Raw genomic sequence first — 21,756 nt, forward strand, 5'->3', positions numbered from 1 at the left:
TTCTGATTAAGACTGTTCTTTTTTACGACGAATCGAACTAATGACCATCGTTCCTACAAACACCACAATAAGAATTGCAAAAAACAACACTTGAGAAATTTCAAAACCAAATGCGCCGACAATCATTTTCACTGCAATAATCGCAATTAAAATAAATGCTGTTTTCTCTAGTTCAGGGAACTTATTAATCAGTTTCAAGAACAATTGAGCTACGCCACGCATCATCAAAATCCCAATAATACCACCCAGGAATAATACCCAGACTTCGTTACTGATACCAAAAGCCGCTACAACGCTATCAATACTGAAAGCAATATCCATCATTTCAACCATTAATACGGTTTTCCAGAAAGACATTGGCTTGTTCTGTACTTCGTCTTCGTCTCCGCCTTTGAATAATCCTTTGTACGCAATATAGAACAGATACAATCCGCCAATGACTTTGACTGCTGTAAATGTAACCAGATACGTTCCAAGACCAATCGCCAGAAAGCGGAAAAGATAAGCTCCAAGAATACCGTAGAACAAAGCCTTTTTCTGCTGTTTCGGTGGCAAATGTCTGACCATAACGGCTAACACAAGCGCATTGTCAGCGGACAATAATCCTTCTAATAGTACAAGACTTGCAATAACTCCCCAGCTCACTGGATCGGATAGAGTTGCAGCAATCTCACTCCATGAGAAGAAGTGACCGTAGTTATCAGCAATACTTTGAAAAAAATTACTGAACCAGTCCATACATCGTCCTCCATATACACTTCGTGTGTTAAGCGTGATGTCCACATTCTAATTATTTTAGAGGGGTATCAACACTTATAATACCGAGTTTTGTAAATTCTGTGTATGTTCAAGATCACCATATGCATCGGTAGCCTAATCTTTGCTACCGGCTTTCCAGCGCATGCCCCAATTGAAAGCACGATCCATATCGGAATGACCTTTGAAATACTGAACCAACTTTTCGATACTAAATGTTTCATTACCCACATTTTGGATCATTGCAATCGCGCACATCGGACTACGATTATCAGCTTCATCCAAACGCACGATAATATCAGGTCCATTTTGTTGCGAAATGGTTACTACACCATCCGCATCCGTCCAACGTGTAATGCCTTCGTAAATAAAAGAAAAGACCAGAATACGCTTGATCTCAGATATTTTGTTACCGTTAATCCGCATATTTTCGCCACCTGCGACAGCACCGGTACGATCATCACCGTCTAGTGCAACAAACGGCCAACTTGTCAAAGAACCAAATGAATTACCCAGTGCCTGAACAACACCTTTATCACCATCTTGTAATTCATACAGACAACCTAGATCCAGATCGACTCCTGAACTACGTTTAAATAATCCTTTTTTCTCCTGACGATTCCAGTTCAGATTAATCAATAGTTCACCTAGTGAACCGCCTGATTTTTTCTGAAGATTGATCACATCGCCTTTTTTCTTCAACTCAATCTTGGATAGATTTAAGTTCACTGAAGGCGTAGGAGCCGGTGTTGGCACTGGAGGAGCAGGAGGTGGAGTCGATGGACGGTTGAGATTCATCGGCTTCGCAGGGGTTGGTGCAGGCGTTGGCGGCGGTGTTGGTATTGGAGCAGGCTTAGGAGGTACTGGCGGCGCTGGTGTCGGTGTTGGCGCTGGTGTATCTTCTACTTCTACTCCATAACTACCACATAATTCTTTGAGTCCACCAAAATAACCTGCCCCGACCGCAGCAAATTTCCATTCTGTCTGATAACGGTACAATTCCCCTACTACAATCGCAGTTTCTGATGAAAATTTAGAATCCAGATCATAACGGAAAATCTCTGCACCTGTAGCTTCATTTGCACAGCGTAAGTATGTGCGGTTCACCTGACTAAAATTTTCTGTCGGCTTCTCGCTATTGTAAATCGTAAGCGTGATCGCAATTTTTTGAATATCTTGCGGAATTGCGCCTACATTCACTTTGAATTGACGGGCATCGCTACCTGTCGCATTTTCAATATAAGTAATAAAAGCATTACCTGGATTACCATAAAAAATAAGATCGTTATCGCTTTTTACTTTTCCATTTTGCTGTAGTAAAAAAGCAGAAGTGTCTAATTCTAAAGAAGCTGGTGCTTCCCATCCCAGTGAAATAATGAGTTGTTGAAGCCCTGGCGTTGTTTTGGTTACGTCTGTTTTTTGCCCTTTCACAATAGCTACACTCATAATTAATTAACCCCGTAATGTATGACGTAAAAGATCCACTGTTCTTCTCTATTTTAGCATTAAATCCCAACGACAAGTGAAAAAAAATAGGGCAGGAAACCCACCCTATTCATGTATAGTTCATGCTTTTGCCTTATTTGATATCACTGTAAAATTATACAGGTAAGCCGTAGTTCTGACACAATGCAGCTAACCCACCTGAGAATCCACTACCGATCGCCTGGAACTTCCAATCCGTGCCTTGACGGTAAAATTCACAGAATACGACTGCTGTTTCGGTAGAGAACTCTTCGCCTAGATCGAAGCGCAAAATTTCACTGCTATTATCTTCATTTACTACACGTACAAAAGCAGCACTTACCTGTCCAAAATTCTGTCCACGTGCGTCTGCATCATGGATTGTTACTGTGATACCTATACGTGAAATGCTAGCAGGAACTTTGCTGAAATCGACAACGATCTGCTCGTCATCTCCATCGCCTTCACCTGTACGATTATCTCCAGTATGCGTCACCGCGCCATTATATGTGGTCAGATTGTTGTAAAATACAAAATCTGCTTCTGTTTTGGCTTTGCCATCTTCATGCAATAAAAATGCAGAAGCATCCAAGTCAAAATCACTACCACCGCTGTATTTATTAGTATCCCAGCCTAGACCTACCACAACTCGTGTTAATCCCGGGTTTGTTTTCGTGAGGTCGATACGTTGCCCCTTGGATAAATTAATCGTCATCCTCTGTTCACTCCTTACCATCACTATATTTTGGTGATACCTATAACACTGAAACAAAACGGAGCTATGCGCTCCGCTTTGTTTACCACTTATTGTAAGATATTTTACTTTGCAAAAATCATTTTCTTATTGAACCTTGTCGCGTTTATGTTGCCAAACGCTTATTGTAAGATATTTTGCTTTGCAAAAATCATTTTTTTATTGAAACTTGTCGCACTTATAATGCCAAGTGTTTGGTCGCGTTTATGTTGCTAAACGCTAATGCCAAATGCTTATTGCAAGCCGTAGTCGCGTGTCAAACCTGCAAGACCATCTTTGTAACCATTACCGATCGCGTTAAATTTCCACTCAGCGCCATGACGGTACAATTCGCCTACAACTACACCTGCTTCGATAGAGAAATCTTCTCCTAGATCGAAACGGATCAATTCTTCGTTGTTATCATCGTTTACGATACGAACGTAAGCGTTAGATACTTGACCGAAGTTTTGGTTACGAGCTGCTGCTTCATAGATTGTAATTGTAAATGCAATTTTGTCTACATCAGCAGGTACGTTAGGGATGTCTACTTTGATTTGCTCATCGTCGCCATCGCCTGCGCCTGTACGGTTGTCGCCTGTATGTACGACAGAACCATTTTCATTTTGAGGATTGTTGAAGAAAATAAAGTTTTTTTCGCTAGCTACTTTACCTTCAGCATTCGCGCAAAATACAGATACGTCCAAATCGAACTCTCCGCCGCCATCATATTTATTTGTATCCCAGCCTAGACCTACTGTGATTTTAGATAATCCTGGATTACTTTTCGTCAAATCTACTTTTTGTCCTTTAGATAAGTTAATTCCCATGTTCAATTCCTTCTTTCCATGTGTATGATTTGAGTTGCTGAATAACGTATAATTGACTCTTTTTCATTGTTAGAAGATAACGCTTACCGATTATGAATATTGGCGAGCCAAAATATCGATATGCGCAGCCTGTTTTCCTTGACCAATTGCGTTAAATTTCCATTCTGATCCATTACGGTAGATTTCACCTGTAATCAATGCCGTCATACCGGAATAATCATCTGTTAGATTAAAGCGAACCAATTCCTGTTGATTCTGTCCATTTACAATACGAATGTATGCAGACGAAATCATACCGAAATCTTGTTTGCGTTGTTCTGCTTGATAAATATTAACCACAACGAGCACTTTATGCACATCAGCAGGTACTTTAGAAAGATCGATATGGATTTGCTCATCGTCTCCTGCACCTTCGCCTGTGAGGTTATCCCCGCTGTGTTTGACAGAACCGCAACCACTAGTCAAGTTATGAAAGCAGACCAAATTTGTAGCTTTGGTCAATTTATCATTTGCGTCCAAAAGAATCGCTGAAGCATCACAGTCGATATCTGCTTTGGCTTTTTTCATACCGAAGAATCCTTTAGATTGTGTCTCCGCGGGATCCCAACCCAAACCAACCACCAGTTGATTCAGACCGCTATTGCCTTTGGTTAAATCAATTTTTTGACCTTTGACTAAGCTGATACTCATAAAATGATATGACCTCCTTTGTAATACTGATATGTAATACTGTTATTACCGGAGAATCGTTTCAACTTTTTTTAAAATTGTCTTTATTCTTACCCGAATTACAGTCCAAACTCGGAAGCATTCAAGCCCAATACAGTAGCAATCTCACGCACAACTGCTTGCTCTTGAGGATCAAAATCACCATCTGCTGAACCGATTGCACTACATACGCCGATCAACAATCGACCTTCTTCTGGTTTGCTTTTGAATTTGCTGATCGCTTTAAGCGCTTCTTGCTTACCGATGATCGCGTCAAATTCAAAATTTTCTACATAATGATTAAAGCGAGCGATAACCAGACTCATATCAAACACTTTTAATTGTTCATTACGTCCGATATAACCTGCCATTTTTTGCTTCTCATCTGCACTGATATTTCCATCTGCTGCCGCTACAAGAGCACAACCTGCTACGATCGCTTCTAAAAAGTCCTTATTTTTGAACTTTTTCATCTGATCATTCAAGTTGTTTTTCGTACTGTTTAACCATGATTTGAATGCACTCATATCGATCACCTCCTATTTATCATAAACCAATTTGAAGCAGACCTCTAGTTTTGCAAATATACAGAGAGTACAGAGCTTTCTCTATGCCTATATTTTCCCACAAGTTATCAAAAAAACCAAATTTCCCTTTTGAGTTTGCAGGTCGATCTCAGTAGAAAAATACTCTCTCCTCTCATAATAAGCTACAGTGCACATACTGAAACAAAAAGCACCTCAATCCCGAGTTTTTCCGAGACAAAGGTGCTATCTGTAATCATTCATATGGATCGTTCCTAATCTTTACGGTGCACAGTTCTACGTGGGGCGCATAACCGGGCAGAGTAACAGGTTAACGTGCTACTCTTGCCCCTGATTATGACACATGTTTGTAAAACAGCGATTTTTGCTTTTTTGTAAACAACGATTTATTTTAAATCTATTTGAAGATATCACATATCCAAGCGATTAATGAGTAGGATGATTAGAATTGGTGGCATTGAAGGTATCGCCAAAAAAGTAACTGGAAATCATATCACCAACAGTCAGTACAACCACTGCGATAACAGCAGATGCTACAGCTTCATACACACTTACATGAATACCATACATCCACACCAAAAAGATAATCATCGCCGGGATTAGATTCCAAATCATTTTCTTTTTGACACAATCCGTAAACACGATACTGACTCTGTTCATTCATAAGCCTCCATATTAGAGATATAAAATAACAACCTATAGAATATAACACAAAAATATCCAATATAAACCATTTTCGCGATGTTTTTTTGGGAATATTTTGAAATTATAATAAATGATCAATAAACGCCAGAAAAGAGCGTGATCTGTAGGCGATCATGCTCTTTTCTGGTCTTCTCTATTCATTTAGGGAATGTTGGGTGTTCTATGATATAAACTAATTTACTACTTATGTGGTATGTTGCTAAAGAATTCTTCGGACTCACTACGTTTACTTGCTAGAGTGTTTCTATTTATTTCCATATTTCTATAGGACAGCTATTTACATCTACAAGCTACTTTACTATTGGGTATTACTATAAAGCTTATAAGCTATTGGTATATAGGATTGTAGTGAGATCCTGCCAGCCAACATTTGTACTTCTACGTGTCCGTTTATATGACAGTAGTGAAGTAACTTGTATCTTTATTATTACAGGAGTTTTCAAAAAACGGATTCTTTTATTTTGTAATCACAACCTTTTTTTGTAATACGTGAGTGTTTACTCCCAAATTGTATAGGTCAATAGAACCCTTATACTAAGTTACTAAAAAAGCTACTCTGACATTTTAAGTAACTTATAGAATAATAAAAACTATCATTTTCTGGAATCGTATAAGGAATATTGTATTTTTCGGAGGTGCTTACCGTTTATGAGCACACTGGATACAGTCCGCTCTCATATTGAGCAAGAACTGCAACGCAGACAAATCAATTTAACACAGTTTGAAAAGATATCTGGTATTAATCGTGGAGTACTCAGTGCAACGCTCAACAGCAATCCACCTCGATCGATATCGATCAACCAGCTAGATCGTATGGCTGCCGCTCTCGATCGACCGGAAGGCTGGTTATATGAACAATATATAGAAGAATGTTTTGCAAGCAGCAAAGTCAACTGGCGACGTATTCGTGCTTTATTTCTGCGCTGTATTGAATTAGATCGAAACGTTTTGATTGAATACACATTAAATTTGCTGATGGAAGATTATCGGTATGTCCCTCATGTGTTTGATTTAGCAGAAGAATTGGTGCTTAACGGTCAATTGGAACAAAGTGTTCCTTTCTATACCTGTGTGATCGAAAACGAACGTCAGCAACATGCAGAGCGTCTAGCGATCAGCCAATACCGGCTATTTCGTGCTCAATTGAGTGAAGATATAGAACGTAACAAATCAGCAGTAACTTTGTTCTATCCTTATCGTGATCGCATCCCTGATCATTTGCGATTAGATGCTTTATTACAAATGGCAAATGTATATTACACCGTACAGGAATGGGATCTGATGGAACAAGTAACAGATGAAATGAGCGTATTGGTTCATCGGGTGTACGAGGAAGAATGCAAAAAAATGGATCGGCAAGGTGCGGATTATGTCCCCCTGTCAACCGAAAGACATTTGGTCTGGTATTACGGACAAAGTTACTTAATAAAATCCATTTTTTTCGAATATACAGGTAAATATAAAGAAGGCTTAAAGTACATTGATGGTTATAAAGATTTGAGTTGGTTCAAATCCCTGAATGAAGTTGGACATCTTGAAGTTCATAAATTAAAAATAGCAGCTGAAGCCAATCTATATAATTTACAGCTAATGCTTGGCAATACAGAATGCTTAGAAAATTATATTACTTTTTTAAAAGAAAATCCGTTTGAACAATTACCTAGTTTATTAACTATTTTAAAAGCCGCTAATATTAATCATTTTTGTATCGATTCTGTTCTTAATACATTTATAGCTCATCCTGATAATAATATTAAATTTGAAATTGGCTATTACAAAAATAGCATTACTTTTAATACAATGCTGACTGATTTTTACTACCAATTAGCCATTTATCAAGCTAAAAGAGGCTATCCTCTGGAAGAATTTAAAAATACATTGAATACATTTGATATGTCATTACGTAGATACAATATGAGTCGTACTATGGACTATACGTCTTTGATACAGCATTTTATTCGTTCAATGCCTTAATACAACAGTCAAGAGGTGATCTGTATGGACAACCGAATAGCCTTATGTACGGAGTTAGAAAATGAGATTTCTAAGCAAGGTTATTCTCTTAGTCGTTTCAGTCAAATCTCTGGAATCAATCGTGGCATTTTAAGTGCCACTTTGAACGGAAATCCTCCCAAACCTATGTCAATTAATCAACTAGATACGATGACCACTGCTCTGGGGAAGCCAGAAGGTTGGCTATATGAACGGTTTGCAGAACAATGCTTTGACGAACAAGGTAAAACCAATTGGCGTCGTGTTAGAGCGCTTCTTCTGCGTTGTATTGAACTAAATCGAAACGTTTTGATTGAGCGTATTTTATGTTTGTTGCTTGAAGATATATCGTACTTAAATCAAGTGTTTGAACTGGCGGAAGAACTAATTGCAGACAATCCGAGTGAGAGTGTTATGCAGTTGTATGAATGCGTGGTGAGTAATGAACGCAATTACCAAGCAGAACGGCTTGCGATCAGTCATTATCGCATTTTCCGCTATGCGATTAAGCGAGATATTAAGCAAAATTTTATAGCCGCTGTCACTTTCCAACCTTTTTGCGAGCGTTTGCCTCAAGATATACAGTTAGATGCTTGGTTAAATCTTTCTAATATCTATTATGCTGTTCAGGAATGGAAATTAGTTAATAACTGTGGAAACCAGCTCATCTCTATTACTGAAAATATTTATTCTCAACAAAAACATAAAGATATAACTAGTGAACGTCCATTCGTGAAATATGTTGGACAAGCTTACCTTTGTAAAGCAATTTTTCATCAAAAGAATGGAAATTATGATAAAGCAATAATTTATACCCAAAAATATTCAGACCTAGAATGGCTATCTGATCTAGAAGTAGAAGATAAAAAAGAAATAGAAAAATTTAAAATATTTGCTAAAGGTAATCTTTACGGTATTGAATTATATAGAGGTAATTTCAATGTACTTAAAGAATATGCCAAATTTCTAGAAGTACATCCACATGAAACTATGGCAGGATTGCTTAATATTTTAACTACAGCAAATCAATATAATGTATGTATAGACTATGTTTTAAAAAAATTCAGACCTTTTATACTAAAAAATTTATACAACGATACGTATATCAAAAGATTTATTGTAGATAATCAATATACAAATCTTTGTTACCAGCTTGCACTATATCAATCTAAAAGAAGTAATCATTCTAAAGATTTAAAAAGTACCCTTTTACTTTTTGAGAAGGCTGTTCAGAAATGTAATATTAGTCTGACCTTAGACTATACCTCTTTACTTCAAAATGTCATTCGTTCCATGCCTTAAAAATACCCTACATCGAGGTGATCTGCATGAAACATCGAATAACCCTAATTACTGAACTAGAGTCCGAAATGCATAAGCAGGGTTATTCGCTTAGTCATTTTAGTAAAGTTTCTGGAATCAATCGGGGGATTTTGAGTGCTACATTGAACGGAAATCCTCCCAAACTCATGTCTATTACTCAATTGGATACTATGGTTAAAGCTCTTGGCAAACCTGAAAGCTGGCTATATGAATTATTTATAGAACAGTGCTTCTCAGAAGAAAACAAAGCCAATTGGCGACGTGTTCGTGCGCTGTTGCTTCGTTGCATAGAACTTAATCGTGATGATCTTATTGGCGATATTTTAAATTTGCTGATGGAAGATCCTATTCATGTCGCTCATGTATTTAATCTAGCAGAAGAATTAGTGGAGCAAAACCAAGCGATTGTCGCTATGCCTTTTTATGAATGCGTTATTGAAAATGAACGTAATTATCATTCTGAGCGATTAGCCATCAGTCATTATCGACTATTTAGAGCCAGGATTAGTCCAATTATTGAGAATAATCTTAGACTTGCGATGGTATTTCATCCTTTCCGTAATCGCTTACCCGATCATTTTCGGCTGGAAGCCCTATTAGAATTAGCTAATATCTATTACACGGTGCAGGACTGGAATATGGTTATAGCCTGTTCAGACGAACTGAATATATTATCTAATATCATTTATAAACAAGACTGTAAAAGAAGAAAAAAGAAAATAGCTGTGTCGACACCTAGCTTCACAAGACCTCTTGTTACTTATTATGCTCAAAGTCATCTGATGAAATTTGTAGCCTTAGAACATATGGAAAAGTACGATGAAGCTCGCCCTTATTTAAAAGAGTTCTCGGATTTAAGTTGGTTTGAAGGTCTAGATGATCTAGGAAAAGAACATGTCGAAAAATTTAAAATCTATGCGTTGTTTAATGAATTGAATTTAGAATTGTTAACTGGACATACAGACAAATTGGTAGATTATTTTGAATTATTAAAAACTCATCCCGGCGAAGCGTTACCAAGCTTGCTGATTATTTCAAAAGCAGCCAACAAATATGATATGAAGATTGACCATATTCTTACGTATTTTGACGATATTATTTATCCGAACGATATTTTGGATTATATTCACCAAGCTAGATTTCTACGAGACCACTATAAAAATATTCCTATTGGAATTAGTCGTTATATTAATATTTACTATCAATTGGCTCTTTATCAATGTAATCGTAACGTCTATGATGAAAAGCTCGAAAAAATTCTATTGGCTTTGGAAACATCTGTAGAGAAATACAATCGTGGACGTATTATGGATTGTCTGGAGTTATTTAAAAAGTTACGCGAGATGCCTAGAGAACATAAAGACTAATCGACACATCATGCTAACTATTTAACTTCATATGGCTCACACATAAACAGAGGTGAAATCGATGAATCATCGAATAACTGTACGGGATGAATTAGAAAAAGAGATTACTGTTCAAGGACATTCTCTTAGCCATTTTAGCAAGATATCAGGGATCAATCGGGGGATATTAAGCGCTACGTTGAACGGTAACCCTCCTAAGCCAATATCAATCAAACAGTTAGATCAAATGACTCATGCTTTAGGAAAAAAAGAAGGCTGGTTGTACGAGCAATTCATGAATGAATGTTTCGAGGATGGTAAAGCCAATTGGCGACGTGTTCGGTCTTTGCTAGTTCGTTGCGTAGAGTTGGGAAATCAACTATTAATTGCACAAACCCTACATCTTTTAATGGAAGACATTTCATATCTTACAAACATATTTGAATTTGCAGAAGATTTAACTCAAGAAGGAAAAACATTATCTGCGCTATCCTTTTACCAATGTATTATAGAACATGAACGACAATCGTATAGTGAAAGAATGGCGATTAGTCATTATCGTATATTTAGACAATCAATTAATAAAGATATTGAGAATAATTTACTTTTGGCTATACAATTTAGTCCTTATCGTGACAAGCTTCCTCTAGCTTTGACAATAGATGCGCTATTACAACTTATTATTATTTGTTACGGTACTCAAGATTGGATACTAGGTGAACAATATGCTGATGAATTAATTTATTTAATCCAAATCACAATCGAACAACAAAAAAAGAAAAATACTTTCAACTCTTTAGATACTCCACTTACTTTAGTCTATTATTATGCTCATTCGTATTCTATGAAATTTGTTGCCAAAGAGTATACAGCAAAATATGATGAAGCCCTTCTATGTATAGATAAATTTGCTGATTTAAGTTGGTTTCCAGGGCTAGATGAAGCAGGTCTTCATGAAGTAGAGCGATTTAAGCTGTTCGCTATTTTCAATAGACATAATATTGAATTATTACAAGGAGACTTCTCAAGATTAGATCAATATATTGAGTTGACGGAGCAACATCCTAAGGAAATGCTAGCAAGCTTGCATATGGCACTCAAAGCCGCAAATATGCATAATTATGATGTTGATTTGGTCATTAATAAATTTAGCAATATTATTTATCCAGATGATTTGATTCAATATATTAATGAACATACTGAATATACAGAACAGACAGGAGTTAGTCGTTATATTAATCTTTATTACCAACTAGCACTTTATCAATGCAATAAAGGAACGTATGACGATAAGCTTGAAAAGATTCTGCTAGCCTTAGAATCGACTGTAACCAAATATAATAAAAGTCGAATATTAGATTGTCTTGAACTATTTAAAAAGCTTCGACTGATTTCTAAAAATGGAAACTGAGTACCCAATAAGGCATAGAAACCATAACTTCCCTTGTATGGTAACTATGTCTTTTGTGATTCCTAAATTTTGAAGATTTGATTAAAAGTAATTGACCCCTGTTCAAAGCGTAATGTATAATGTAATAAATTTGAATTTCATGGGCTTACTGGGGCGCAACAACGGGAAACTTTCAACATAAAGGGGTGTGTTCGGTTATGATTACCAACACCACAACCATACGGCTTGAGATTGAAAAAGGAATTCGACAAAAAGGACATTCATTAAGCAGCTTCGGTAAACAGGCTGGAATCAACCGCGGGATCATCAGCGGAATCTTAAATGGTAATCCTCCAAAATCGATTTCTATTCGGCAGTTAGACTTAATGGCAGAAGCTTTGGGTCATGCAGAAGGCTGGATGTATGAGTATTATGTGGACGAATGTTTTATTAATGAAAAAGCAGACTGGCGTCGGATAAAGGCATTTTTATTACGCTGTACAGAGATTGGTCGGTACGATTGTATTCAAGAAGTTCTTGATCGTCTGATGGAGGATTTGAATAATACAATATCGATCTTTGGATTGGCAGAGGAACTATATGCTGAAGGTAAGGTACAAGAGTCGTTGCCCTTTTATGAATGTGTAATTGAGAACGAAAAGCATCAACATTCTGAGCGACTAGCTATTGCACATTATCGTGTTTTTAGAGCTTCCATTGGTGACAATACGGAGAAAAACTTTAGAGCGGCTATACGCTTTGAAACATTTCGTGATCGACTACCCGAGAATTTTATGCTTGATGGTCTTTTAGCATTATCAAATATTTACTATGTGCTACAAGATTGGAATATAGTGGAAAAATGCGCTGATGAGTTAATATCTATTATACAAACTATTTACAAAAATGAAGAAAAGAAAATGGAAGAGAGTAATAATTATACTGCTTTGGATACAGAGAGACCCTTAGTATTTTATTACGGGCAATCTTATCTTATTAAAGGAGTAGCATTAGAACACAAAGGCAAGTATGAAGAATCTAAAACTTATATTCATAAATATATGGATTTAAGTTGGTTTAAAGGATTAGATGATGCTGGACAAGAAGAAATTAAAAGGTTATCTCATTATGCAACTGCTAATATGTACTTAGTTGAAGTATTAATGGGAAATACAGATGTATTACCTGCTTATGTGAATTTCTTAGAAAAACATCCTGCTGAAATCTTACCGGCAATGTTCATTATTTTAAAAGCTGCTAATATGCATGGATTTGATGTAGATAATCTTCTGGTTAAATTTGAATCTTTTTTGGAATATGATGAGTCTTCAGAAAACCATTATAGTAAAGTAGCTGTCATTAATAGATATGTCAATTTTCATTATCAATTAGCTATCTATTCCGCTAAAAAGAACTTGTATAGTGATTGCATTAGTAATCTATTGAAAAGTTTAAATTTAGCAATCAAAATATCAAGTAAAAATAAAATTTTAGATGTCATAGCCTTTATAGAACAAATTAAAACTTTTGCATCAGAGACTCAGTTATTTGAGTACGAGTCCCTTTTAAAAGGAGTTGGTACAGATGAAAAAATCTATGATTTTGCTAACTTTATTTCTAGGGCTAATTAATATTGCTTCCCCACTTTCAGATGTGCGAATGCCTATCCAAGTTTTAGAACACGGAATAGGTATAAAAAAATAATTATTTTAAAGGAGAACTTATTAATGAAAAAACTTCTATTTACACTTACTTTATGCTTGAGTCTATCTGGTCTTATCTTTACTTCTTTGCCTGCTTCTACTGGTTCAATTACAACCTTAGAACATGGAATGGGTTAATAAAGAATAAAAAAACAACCTCTTTAAAGAGGTTGTTTTTTTTATAATTCCATCCAGTTTTTATAATATTGTTCTAACTTTTTCTCAATTTCGCTCTCTTTTATGTTGATTATCCTCAATTCTTTTTCATTTTGATAATACTCTAATAAAGCTTTTCGCTTGATTTCCTCTAATTCATTCTCTAATTTAAGAATATCTTCCTCTAATTGATCTTTTACATTTATTAGTTCTATATTTTGAATCACTTTTGAAATTCGACTATTGCGTTTATTCTCGTTAGAGGATGTTTTAATTTCCTGATTTGATAATAGGAAATTATTAATTTTCTTCTCCTTCCACTCTCTCCAATCCTCATAATTCCCCATATTCACACTCAACATCCCACCATCCAGACTCCAAATCTGCCCTGCTATCCGATTAATAAAGTATCGATCATGTGATACAGTCAGTATCGTTCCTGGAAATTCTTCTAATGCTTCTTCCAGTGCTTCTCTGGCGGAAATGTCCAGATGGTTGGTCGGTTCATCCAGAATCAGCAGATTCGGGCGTTCGTGCATAAGGATCGCTAGGCGGAGACGACTCCATTCGCCACCGGATAGACCAGAGACTTTTTTGAATACGTCTGATCCGTAAAATAAGAACTTCGCTAACTGTCCTCTCGCTTCGCCTTCTTCCATCTTCGCTGCCAGCTTGAACCATTGTAGTACCGTTTCTCCCAGATCTGGTGGAGCGGCTTCTTGTGCCAGATAGCCTACTTCGGTACGTGAACCTAGCGTGAGTGTGCCACTGTCGATCGGTTCTTGTTGTAAGATCATGCGCAATAAGGTTGTTTTTCCTGCTCCATTGCCACCAATAATCGCTGCATTTTCTCCATAACGTAATAGCGCAGAGGCTTGATCTAGCAGTACTTTCTCTCCATACCGCTTATCCACCTGATCCAGAACCAATACACGATCTCCCGAACGATCTTTTTGCTTCAAATCCAGCTCCATCTGTGCGCGATCCATAATCGGACGTTTGACTTTTTCCATCCGATCTAATGCTTTCTGCATTGAAGCGGCTTTGCGGTGGAACGATGGGTTAGGCGGATTGGAGCGATTACCCCACTCGATTAGACGTTTGATTGATTCTTTAATCCGCTTAATCTCTTTTTGTTGGTCTTTGTAATCTTCGAATTGTCTGACCAGACGACGCTGTTTCTCGTCTCGATACGCAGAATAGCTCATCGGGTAAGTGGTGGCTTCTCCGTCCTCTAGTTCTACAATCTGATGGACGACTTTATCCAAAAAGTAACGGTCATGCGAAATCACGATCACTGTCGCTGGCGATTGACTGATAAATTGCTCCAACCAGACCACTGCATCCATATCCAGATGGTTGGTCGGTTCATCTAATAATAAGATATCTGGATCGGTCAGCAACAATCTTGCCAGACCGACTTTGGTCTTTTCTCCACCGGACAATCCTTCGAACAAGCGATCATAATGTTCAGCAGGAATCCCTAGTCCACTAGCAATTCGATCGATTGTAGCAGACATTTCATAACCACCACCACGCTCGAATGTATCCAGTGCTTCCCCATACTGCTGAAGCACACGTTGCATCTGGTTCTCATCCAGATGTTCGTCTGCCATCTGTATACTTAACTGCTCCATTCGTTCTTGTAATTGGGTCAAATGGGCAAAGCTTTCTTGCAACACTTCCAAAATCGTAATATGTGGATCATATACAGGCATCTGTTGTAAATACCCGACTCTGGAACCTTTTTGAATATGAACTTCGCCTTGAAACGGTTTGTCTTGACCGGATAAAATACGGAATAATGTGGTTTTGCCTGCTCCATTCATTCCGATTAACCCGACTTTGGCTCCACTATGAATTTCAAAAGTAACTTCGGTTAATACATGCTCGGCACCATAATATTGTTGAACCTGCTGACAGGCGATCATAATAGACATATTGTTCATTCTCCTCTGAGTGTATAAAGTAGAGGGAAATGCGCTTCTGCCTTGCGATCTCATCTGTGTGCGTAGTATAAAAAAGCACAAAAAAGCCGCAGGGAAATGTCCCTGCGACTTCTCTGTTTTTGCTTGCATCAGAGCAGACGCTTTATATGCCAGCAGGTATAGAGTGTTACATGTGGCTTGCTAAGAAGTACGAATTGACTGATCGGAATAGCTTTCCGTTGCACCGATTCATCGTAGCTTCGTTTCTTGTACAAGCTTACACTCTGTATCCGTCTGGAGATAAAGGCAGGAGCGGCATTTCGCCATAATAAAGATATTCATTTTTGGACAGACTTCTCCCGTTGTCGCCAAATGAATGAACAATACTACAGCTACCAAGCGGTCTGCGCTCAAGCGTAATTGATAATGGGAAATACAACATCCTGCCTCACCTCCTTCTCCATTTCAAGTCATTGAATCTTCCTGCTTCTATCCCGTAGATTACAGGTTCAACAGACTCGGGTATAATTAATATATTTTTAACATAAATAGGTAGTTGATAGCAAGATATTTTTTAGAAACGGATGTGAATACGTATGAATACCGTTACTCTTTCTTCTGTACTATTAGAGCTATTCAATGGACAGCACTTACAGTCCAAACAGCAATTAGCAATGCCCCTTCTTACTGTTAATGAAGATGGTTATCCGCATCAGGCAATGGTTAGTGTAGGGGAAGTGATTGCTACAGATAGCAACCATCTCCGCTTAGCTCTCTGGGAAGGCACAACAACAACTGGCAATATTATACGTACAGGTCAAGCATTATTAACGTTAGTCTGGCAAGGTGTATCGTATGCTTTGCGCTTATCGCTTACACCTTTGCCAGCTTTACCTGAAGCTACATATGCTAGAGCACGATTTGTAGCTACAATCGAACATATTCGTGAAGATACTGCCAAATACGCCACTCTTACTTCCGGGATCACTATTGAGCTTCATCAAGCAGAGAACGTATTGGAACGCTGGCAACACACATTACAGGAATTACTCCAATAATTGCGATAATTATACTGATCCTAATTGCATGCAAATGCAGGTTACGATGTATAATTTATGATTTGGTATTCATCACGATGTCCATCAAGTCTTTATTATTAAATGCATCGTAGCTCACTTTCCATGTATCTGCGGACGGTTGTAATTGTAATTCGCCTTCAACAGGAATACTTGGTTCTCCATTCGCAAAAGCGATCTTCATCGTATAAGAAAGTTGCAGAACTCCTTGTTTCGTTTGGGGTTCTTTTTTGTGTATTTCTAGATCTTGAGGGCTTAATGTACTTTGCTTTGTAACAGCTAACTGCATAGGTAGAGTGAGCAGTCTTGAAGTAGTCTGAGATTGTAATTGTGTTTCTGTAAGATAAGGCTCGTTTTTCTTCATTGCTAGTTTTAACATTTCTTCTGGTGAAGTATTCTGCTTGTATTCCTCGCCTACGGTATATTGATCTTTTTTGTACTTAGAAGCGAATTGGATCCCTTGCTCTACTTGCTCTTCTGTGAATGTAGCTGTATCTGCTGTGGAACTTGTTGAGGTGCTATTTGTATTGTTATTGCTAGTATTGTCGGTGGTCTGTGTAGTGGCAGTTACAGGTTGTTCACTGGTTGCTGGTGCAGCAGAATTACTTTGTTGGCACCCTGTCATCATAGCTAATAATAAAGCGATACTTCCTAGTACAACTACGCGTGATGGTCTACTTTTCATTACTTTGGTCATATGTATCTCTCCTTTATAGTTGATGAAGTGTTCTATTTTACCATGAAATTCCTGCTATACATAATATCACCTATAACCAGGCGCTTAGCGTCATCCATACGGTGGTAATAATAAAAATGGAAAACCATTGATTACAAATTACTGAGTTCTGACTACAGAATCGGACGGAGGACAACGATGCAAGAACCATCTCATGAAGAAACAACTCCAAATCCATCACCTCAAAATCTACCTGAATACCCATCTTCCTTATGGCGAGCTACTGTGGACTTGCCTACTTTTCCTGCTTTACAAGGAGAATTAGATACAGAGATCGTAGTCGTGGGAGCAGGCATCACAGGTATTACAGCCGCTTATTTACTGGCGCAAGAAGGCAAAAAAGTAGTGTTAATAGAAAGTGGAAAAGTGCTAGACGGAACAACAGGCTATACAACAGCAAAAGTGAGTTCACAGCATGGCATGATCTATGATGAACTAATCAGCAATTTTAGCGAAGAAGAAGCTATTCTTTATTACGAAGGTGCACAAGAAGCGCTCCATTACATGCGTCGTCTGGTGGAAGAACATAATATCGATTGCGATTGGCAACAAGAGACATCTTATATCTATGTAGAATCAGATGATTCCACATTCAAAAAGTTAGAAAAAGAAATGGACGCTTATCGCAAGCTAGGTATTCCTGGTGAATGGGTCGATTCATTACCGATTCCACTCACTGTTAAAGGTGCTATTGCTTTACCGGATCAAGCGCGTTTCCATCCGCTTCAATACCTTGTATTCTTGTTACAACAATTTCTATTGCTTGGCGGTACTGTCTATGAAGATACGATTATTGAAGAAGTGGAATCAGGAGATCGTCCCCGTCTATTGATACAAGATCAGTCATACGGGATTACCTGTGACAAAGTGGTATCTGCTTCTCATTATCCAGTCACCGATCAGAATGGTTTTTACTTTGCTCGTCTGCATGCAGAACGTTCGTATACATTAGCAGTACGTGCCGAGACGACTTTTGCAGGTGGAATGTATCTAAGTGTGGATGAACCGAAGCATTCTCTACGTTCGGCTACAATCGATGGACAAGAGATGCTGATCGTTGGTGGAAATGGTCATAAAACAGGGCAAGAAGATGAAACGATTACGCATTATGAAGGGTTGGAGGAATTTGTAGGGATGCTACTCGGGATCAAAGAAATTCCGTATCGCTGGTCTGCTCAAGATCTATTTTCGCTCGATAATATCCCTTGTATTGGTTATATCACTGAAGATGAGCCTAATATTCTGGTAGGTACAGCCTTTGCTAAATGGGGCATGACTTCTGGTACACTTGCTGCTCATATGATGACTGATATGATTATGGGTCGAGATAACCGATACGCAGAACTATTTAATCCTTCTCGCAAACAACCGCTTTTGACAAAAATCAAAACAGCTGTTGTGCAAAATGCGAATGTCGCTAAAGAAATGATTACCGGTAAGTTAGACTTTAACCGTCGCAAAGCCGATGATCTGGACAATGATGAAGGTGGAGTGATCTGGCATCATGGCAAGCGTACAGGTGCTTATCGTGATCCAGAGGGTGCACTGCATATGGTCGATACAACCTGTACCCATATGGGCTGTGAAGTCGGTTGGAATGAAGCTGAACGTTCATGGGATTGCCCTTGTCATGGTGCACGCTTTGCTTATGATGGCGAAGTGATCGAAGGCCCGGCAACCAAAGCTTTGAAAAAAGTAAATCGGTAATCTATATTCATTTAGGCAATGATATACGATCAGTGTTGTGAAATAGACAAAAAACCTCAACCTTTATCGGTGAGGTTTTTTGGTATATTTTGGTATAGTCATCAGCTTGAAGTCTGGCTAAGTCACAGGAACAAACATAGCATATGCTATTGATTAGTCAGGCTGACATATTACGTATCTATTATTTAGAAGTCGAAAAATAATCTTTTTCTTCTTCGATCCATTCCATATGAACACGTTGAATAATCGAGATAATCGCTCGAAGTAACGTATTGGCATTACCGATAATAAACATGATTGTTCCTGTTTTCGTTTCGCTAGTAAAAAAGAAATAACTCCCTGTCAAAAAGCAAAGTGTTGTAAAAATATCGTTCAATAGTCGAAATAATTCATACCGATTATTGGTAAAAATACGTCGATGTGTTAGATCAACAACAAGACTGGTTTCATCTGGTTTACGTATACGCATACGACGTGATTTTCGTGGTAGATTTTTCTTTCTGGCTGTATCACGTTTTCGCATTCAATCACCCTCCTTTTTTGGTATTACCCTCCATAAAGTAGCGTAAACTTCCAAAATAGAAAATGGATGTGATCAAAAAGCGACATCTATAAGATCATACTAAGTATACGATATATAAAATTCATACTATTTTTATAGGAATTATAAAATTAACATTGAATATTACATAAGATCATGCGAAAATAGGTAAAATTGAGAATGAATAACACCTCTGATTCGACAGCCTCTATTCACCTATTCTATTTGATTAAAGGAGATTTGAGCTTATGTCTGAACATCAACCTTTTTCATTCGAAACGTTAGCTATTCATGCAGGACAAGAAATCGATCCCACTACTTTTTCAAGAGCAGTACCGTTATATCAGACGTCTTCGTATGGATTCCGCGATAGTGAACATGCGGCTGATCTATTTGCTTTGAAAGAATTCGGCAATATATATACTCGCCTGATGAACCCTACCACAGATGTATTTGAACAACGAATTGCTGCCTTAGAAGGTGGTGCAGGTGCACTCGCTACTGCATCAGGACAAGCAGCGATCACCTTTTCTATTCTTAATATTGCAAGCGCTGGCGATCATATTGTATCTGCCGCTAGCATATATGGAGGTACATATAATTTATTTGCCAATACATTACCGAAGCTTGGTATCCAAGTGACCTTTGTCGATTCAGACGATCCTGAGACGTTTCGCGCAGCGATTACAGATCAGACGAAAGCGCTCTATGCTGAGACAGTAGGTAATCCGCTAGGAAATGTACTGGATATTGAAGCTGTAGCGGCTATTGCACATGAACATGGGATTCCATTGATTGTCGATAATACGTTCCCAAGCCCTTATTTACTGCGTCCGATCGAACATGGAGCAGATATTGTCGTTCATTCAGCGACCAAGTTTATCGGAGGTCACGGTACTTCTATTGGTGGTGTGATTGTAGATAGTGGGAAGTTCGATTGGACAGCGCATGGTAAATTCCCGGGATTAACAGAGCCTGATCCTAGTTACCATGGATTGGTGTACACAGAAGCGGTAGGGGCGATTGCTTATATTATCAAAGCACGCGTGCAGCTCATGCGTGATCTAGGCGCTCCTATTGCTCCATTTAACTCGTGGCTATTGTTACAAGGATTAGAGACGCTCCATTTACGAATGGAACGTCATAGTGAAAATGCTACTAAAGTGGCTGCTTTTCTAGAACAACATCCACAGGTAGAATGGGTCAGTTATCCCGGTCTAGCCAGTCATCCTTCTTATCATTTGGCACAGAAATATTTGCCCAAAGGGCAAGGCGCGATTTTAACATTCGGGATTCGTGGCGGAGCAGAAGCAGGACAGAAATTAATTGAGCAAGTCAAATTATTTTCTCATCTGGCTAATGTTGGTGATTCCAAGTCACTTATTATTCATCCAGCCAGTACGACGCACCAGCAGTTAACCGAAGAACAACAATTAGCTGCTGGTGTACGTCCAGAATTGATTCGTTTATCGGTAGGCACTGAACATATTAACGATATTATTAGTGATCTGGAGCAAGCGATTACAGCAAGTCAGGCTTAATATAATGCAGTGTGGCTAATTGTCCATAGGAACGAGTTTCTTTAAGTACCCATGATGAGGTCGGGTATCCTGCTGGGAACAGTGGGATGCCTGAGCCTAACATCACAGGCGCAACTGTAATGATCATTTCATCGATCCAATCTTGTTGCAGAAATTCATGTACAAGCTGACCGCCACCCATTAACCAGATATGCTTACCTGATTGTGTTAATTGCTGCGGTACCCATGAAGATAGTTCTTCCTGAACATAAGTGACATACTCATCTGCTGGATGAGAAGAACGAGAAAATACATAACACTGCTTATCTGGGTACGGAAAAGGCATATCAAACCCTTGAACAACTTCATATGTCTGTCTCCCCATAAAAATTGTATCGATCTGCTCTATAAAATTGCTGTACCCATTATCGCCTTCGCCTTCTATCTGTTCTAACCACTCTACACTTCCTTGCTGATCTGCTATGTACCCATCTAAAGACATGGCGATAAACAAAATAATACGACGCTTGGATTGATCTTTGGACTTCATAAATGCACCTCCTAATTTGTATTGATTGTAACAAAAAAAGATAAACA

Annotated in this window: 20 protein-coding genes; 8 read left to right on the top strand and 12 right to left on the bottom strand. The window is 38.1% G+C overall.

Features of this window, described 5'->3' with window-relative positions; all coding sequences use genetic code 11:
* Positions 1-6: 6 nt before the first annotated feature.
* The 7 genes from PQ456_RS20565 to PQ456_RS20595 form a co-directional block, all read right to left on the bottom strand.
* The gene (locus tag PQ456_RS20565; RefSeq protein WP_069327709.1) at positions 7-738 is read right to left on the bottom strand and encodes a TerC family protein; all 732 of its coding nucleotides are present in this window, start codon (positions 736-738) and stop codon (positions 7-9) included.
* 135 nt (positions 739-873) lie between these two features.
* Positions 874-2,202, bottom strand: coding sequence for a TerD family protein (locus PQ456_RS20570; protein ID WP_273613878.1), 1,329 nt, complete (start codon positions 2,200-2,202; stop codon positions 874-876).
* Positions 2,203-2,356: 154 nt separating this feature from the next.
* Positions 2,357-2,935, bottom strand: coding sequence for a TerD family protein (locus PQ456_RS20575; protein ID WP_273613879.1), 579 nt, complete (start codon positions 2,933-2,935; stop codon positions 2,357-2,359).
* A gap of 272 nt (positions 2,936-3,207) precedes the next feature.
* Positions 3,208-3,783, bottom strand: coding sequence for a TerD family protein (locus PQ456_RS20580; protein WP_204826158.1), 576 nt, complete (start codon positions 3,781-3,783; stop codon positions 3,208-3,210).
* Positions 3,784-3,873: 90 nt separating this feature from the next.
* Entirely contained in the window at positions 3,874-4,473 is a 600-nt protein-coding gene (locus tag PQ456_RS20585) for a TerD family protein (protein ID WP_273613880.1), read from the bottom strand.
* 98 nt (positions 4,474-4,571) lie between these two features.
* On the bottom strand, positions 4,572-5,018 hold the full coding sequence (locus PQ456_RS20590; protein WP_204826156.1) for a tellurite resistance TerB family protein: 447 nt from the start codon (positions 5,016-5,018) through the stop codon (positions 4,572-4,574).
* A 444-nt stretch (positions 5,019-5,462) separates the two neighbouring features.
* The gene (locus tag PQ456_RS20595; protein WP_273613881.1) at positions 5,463-5,696 is read right to left on the bottom strand and encodes a hypothetical protein; all 234 of its coding nucleotides are present in this window, start codon (positions 5,694-5,696) and stop codon (positions 5,463-5,465) included.
* A gap of 693 nt (positions 5,697-6,389) precedes the next feature.
* On the opposite strand from PQ456_RS20595, the gene PQ456_RS20600 reads away from it, so the two are divergent.
* From PQ456_RS20600 to PQ456_RS20620, 5 genes are all read left to right on the top strand, one after another.
* Positions 6,390-7,715, top strand: coding sequence for a helix-turn-helix domain-containing protein (locus PQ456_RS20600; protein ID WP_273613882.1), 1,326 nt, complete (start codon positions 6,390-6,392; stop codon positions 7,713-7,715).
* 24 nt (positions 7,716-7,739) lie between these two features.
* Positions 7,740-9,035: a DNA-binding protein gene (locus PQ456_RS20605; RefSeq protein ID WP_273613883.1), complete on the top strand. Its 1,296-nt coding sequence runs from the start codon at positions 7,740-7,742 to the stop codon at positions 9,033-9,035.
* A gap of 26 nt (positions 9,036-9,061) precedes the next feature.
* A complete protein-coding gene (locus PQ456_RS20610; protein ID WP_273613884.1) occupies positions 9,062-10,423 on the top strand; it encodes a DNA-binding protein in 1,362 nt (453 codons plus the stop codon).
* Positions 10,424-10,484: 61 nt separating this feature from the next.
* A complete protein-coding gene (locus tag PQ456_RS20615; RefSeq protein ID WP_273613885.1) occupies positions 10,485-11,813 on the top strand; it encodes a DNA-binding protein in 1,329 nt (442 codons plus the stop codon).
* Between the two features lie 197 nt (positions 11,814-12,010).
* Positions 12,011-13,423, top strand: a complete 1,413-nt coding sequence (locus tag PQ456_RS20620) for a DNA-binding protein (protein WP_273613886.1) — start codon at positions 12,011-12,013, stop codon at positions 13,421-13,423.
* Positions 13,424-13,674: 251 nt separating this feature from the next.
* Here the strand turns inward: PQ456_RS20620 and abc-f are convergent, their stop codons facing one another.
* Positions 13,675-15,591 carry a ribosomal protection-like ABC-F family protein gene (gene abc-f, locus PQ456_RS20625; RefSeq protein ID WP_273613887.1) on the bottom strand — a complete coding sequence of 639 codons (1,917 nt, stop codon included), beginning with the start codon at positions 15,589-15,591 and terminating at the stop codon, positions 13,675-13,677.
* Between the two features lie 265 nt (positions 15,592-15,856).
* Entirely contained in the window at positions 15,857-16,021 is a 165-nt protein-coding gene (locus PQ456_RS20630; RefSeq protein ID WP_273613888.1) for a hypothetical protein, read from the bottom strand.
* A 154-nt stretch (positions 16,022-16,175) separates the two neighbouring features.
* Here PQ456_RS20630 and PQ456_RS20635 point away from each other — a divergent pair, with 154 nt between their 5' ends.
* A complete protein-coding gene (locus PQ456_RS20635; RefSeq protein WP_273613889.1) occupies positions 16,176-16,637 on the top strand; it encodes a pyridoxamine 5'-phosphate oxidase family protein in 462 nt (153 codons plus the stop codon).
* A 55-nt stretch (positions 16,638-16,692) separates the two neighbouring features.
* On the opposite strand, the gene PQ456_RS20640 is transcribed toward PQ456_RS20635, so the two are convergent.
* The gene (locus PQ456_RS20640; RefSeq protein WP_273613890.1) at positions 16,693-17,352 is read right to left on the bottom strand and encodes a hypothetical protein; all 660 of its coding nucleotides are present in this window, start codon (positions 17,350-17,352) and stop codon (positions 16,693-16,695) included.
* Positions 17,353-17,529: 177 nt separating this feature from the next.
* On the opposite strand from PQ456_RS20640, the gene PQ456_RS20645 reads away from it, so the two are divergent.
* Positions 17,530-19,098, top strand: a complete 1,569-nt coding sequence (locus PQ456_RS20645; protein ID WP_273613891.1) for an FAD-dependent oxidoreductase — start codon at positions 17,530-17,532, stop codon at positions 19,096-19,098.
* Positions 19,099-19,279: 181 nt separating this feature from the next.
* Here the strand turns inward: PQ456_RS20645 and PQ456_RS20650 are convergent, their stop codons facing one another.
* Positions 19,280-19,621: a YrhK family protein gene (locus tag PQ456_RS20650; protein WP_273613892.1), complete on the bottom strand. Its 342-nt coding sequence runs from the start codon at positions 19,619-19,621 to the stop codon at positions 19,280-19,282.
* A 266-nt stretch (positions 19,622-19,887) separates the two neighbouring features.
* On the opposite strand from PQ456_RS20650, the gene PQ456_RS20655 reads away from it, so the two are divergent.
* On the top strand, positions 19,888-21,180 hold the full coding sequence (locus tag PQ456_RS20655; protein ID WP_273613893.1) for a homocysteine synthase: 1,293 nt from the start codon (positions 19,888-19,890) through the stop codon (positions 21,178-21,180).
* On the opposite strand, the gene PQ456_RS20660 is transcribed toward PQ456_RS20655, so the two are convergent.
* Entirely contained in the window at positions 21,161-21,709 is a 549-nt protein-coding gene (locus tag PQ456_RS20660; RefSeq protein ID WP_273613894.1) for a dihydrofolate reductase family protein, read from the bottom strand. The two genes, PQ456_RS20655 and PQ456_RS20660, sit on opposite strands and share 20 nt — an antisense overlap.
* Between the last annotated feature and the right edge of the window lie 47 nt (positions 21,710-21,756).

The sequence above is a fragment of the Paenibacillus kyungheensis genome (assembly GCF_028606985.1).
GTDB classification, from domain to species: Bacteria; Bacillota; Bacilli; order Paenibacillales; family Paenibacillaceae; genus Saccharibacillus; species Saccharibacillus kyungheensis.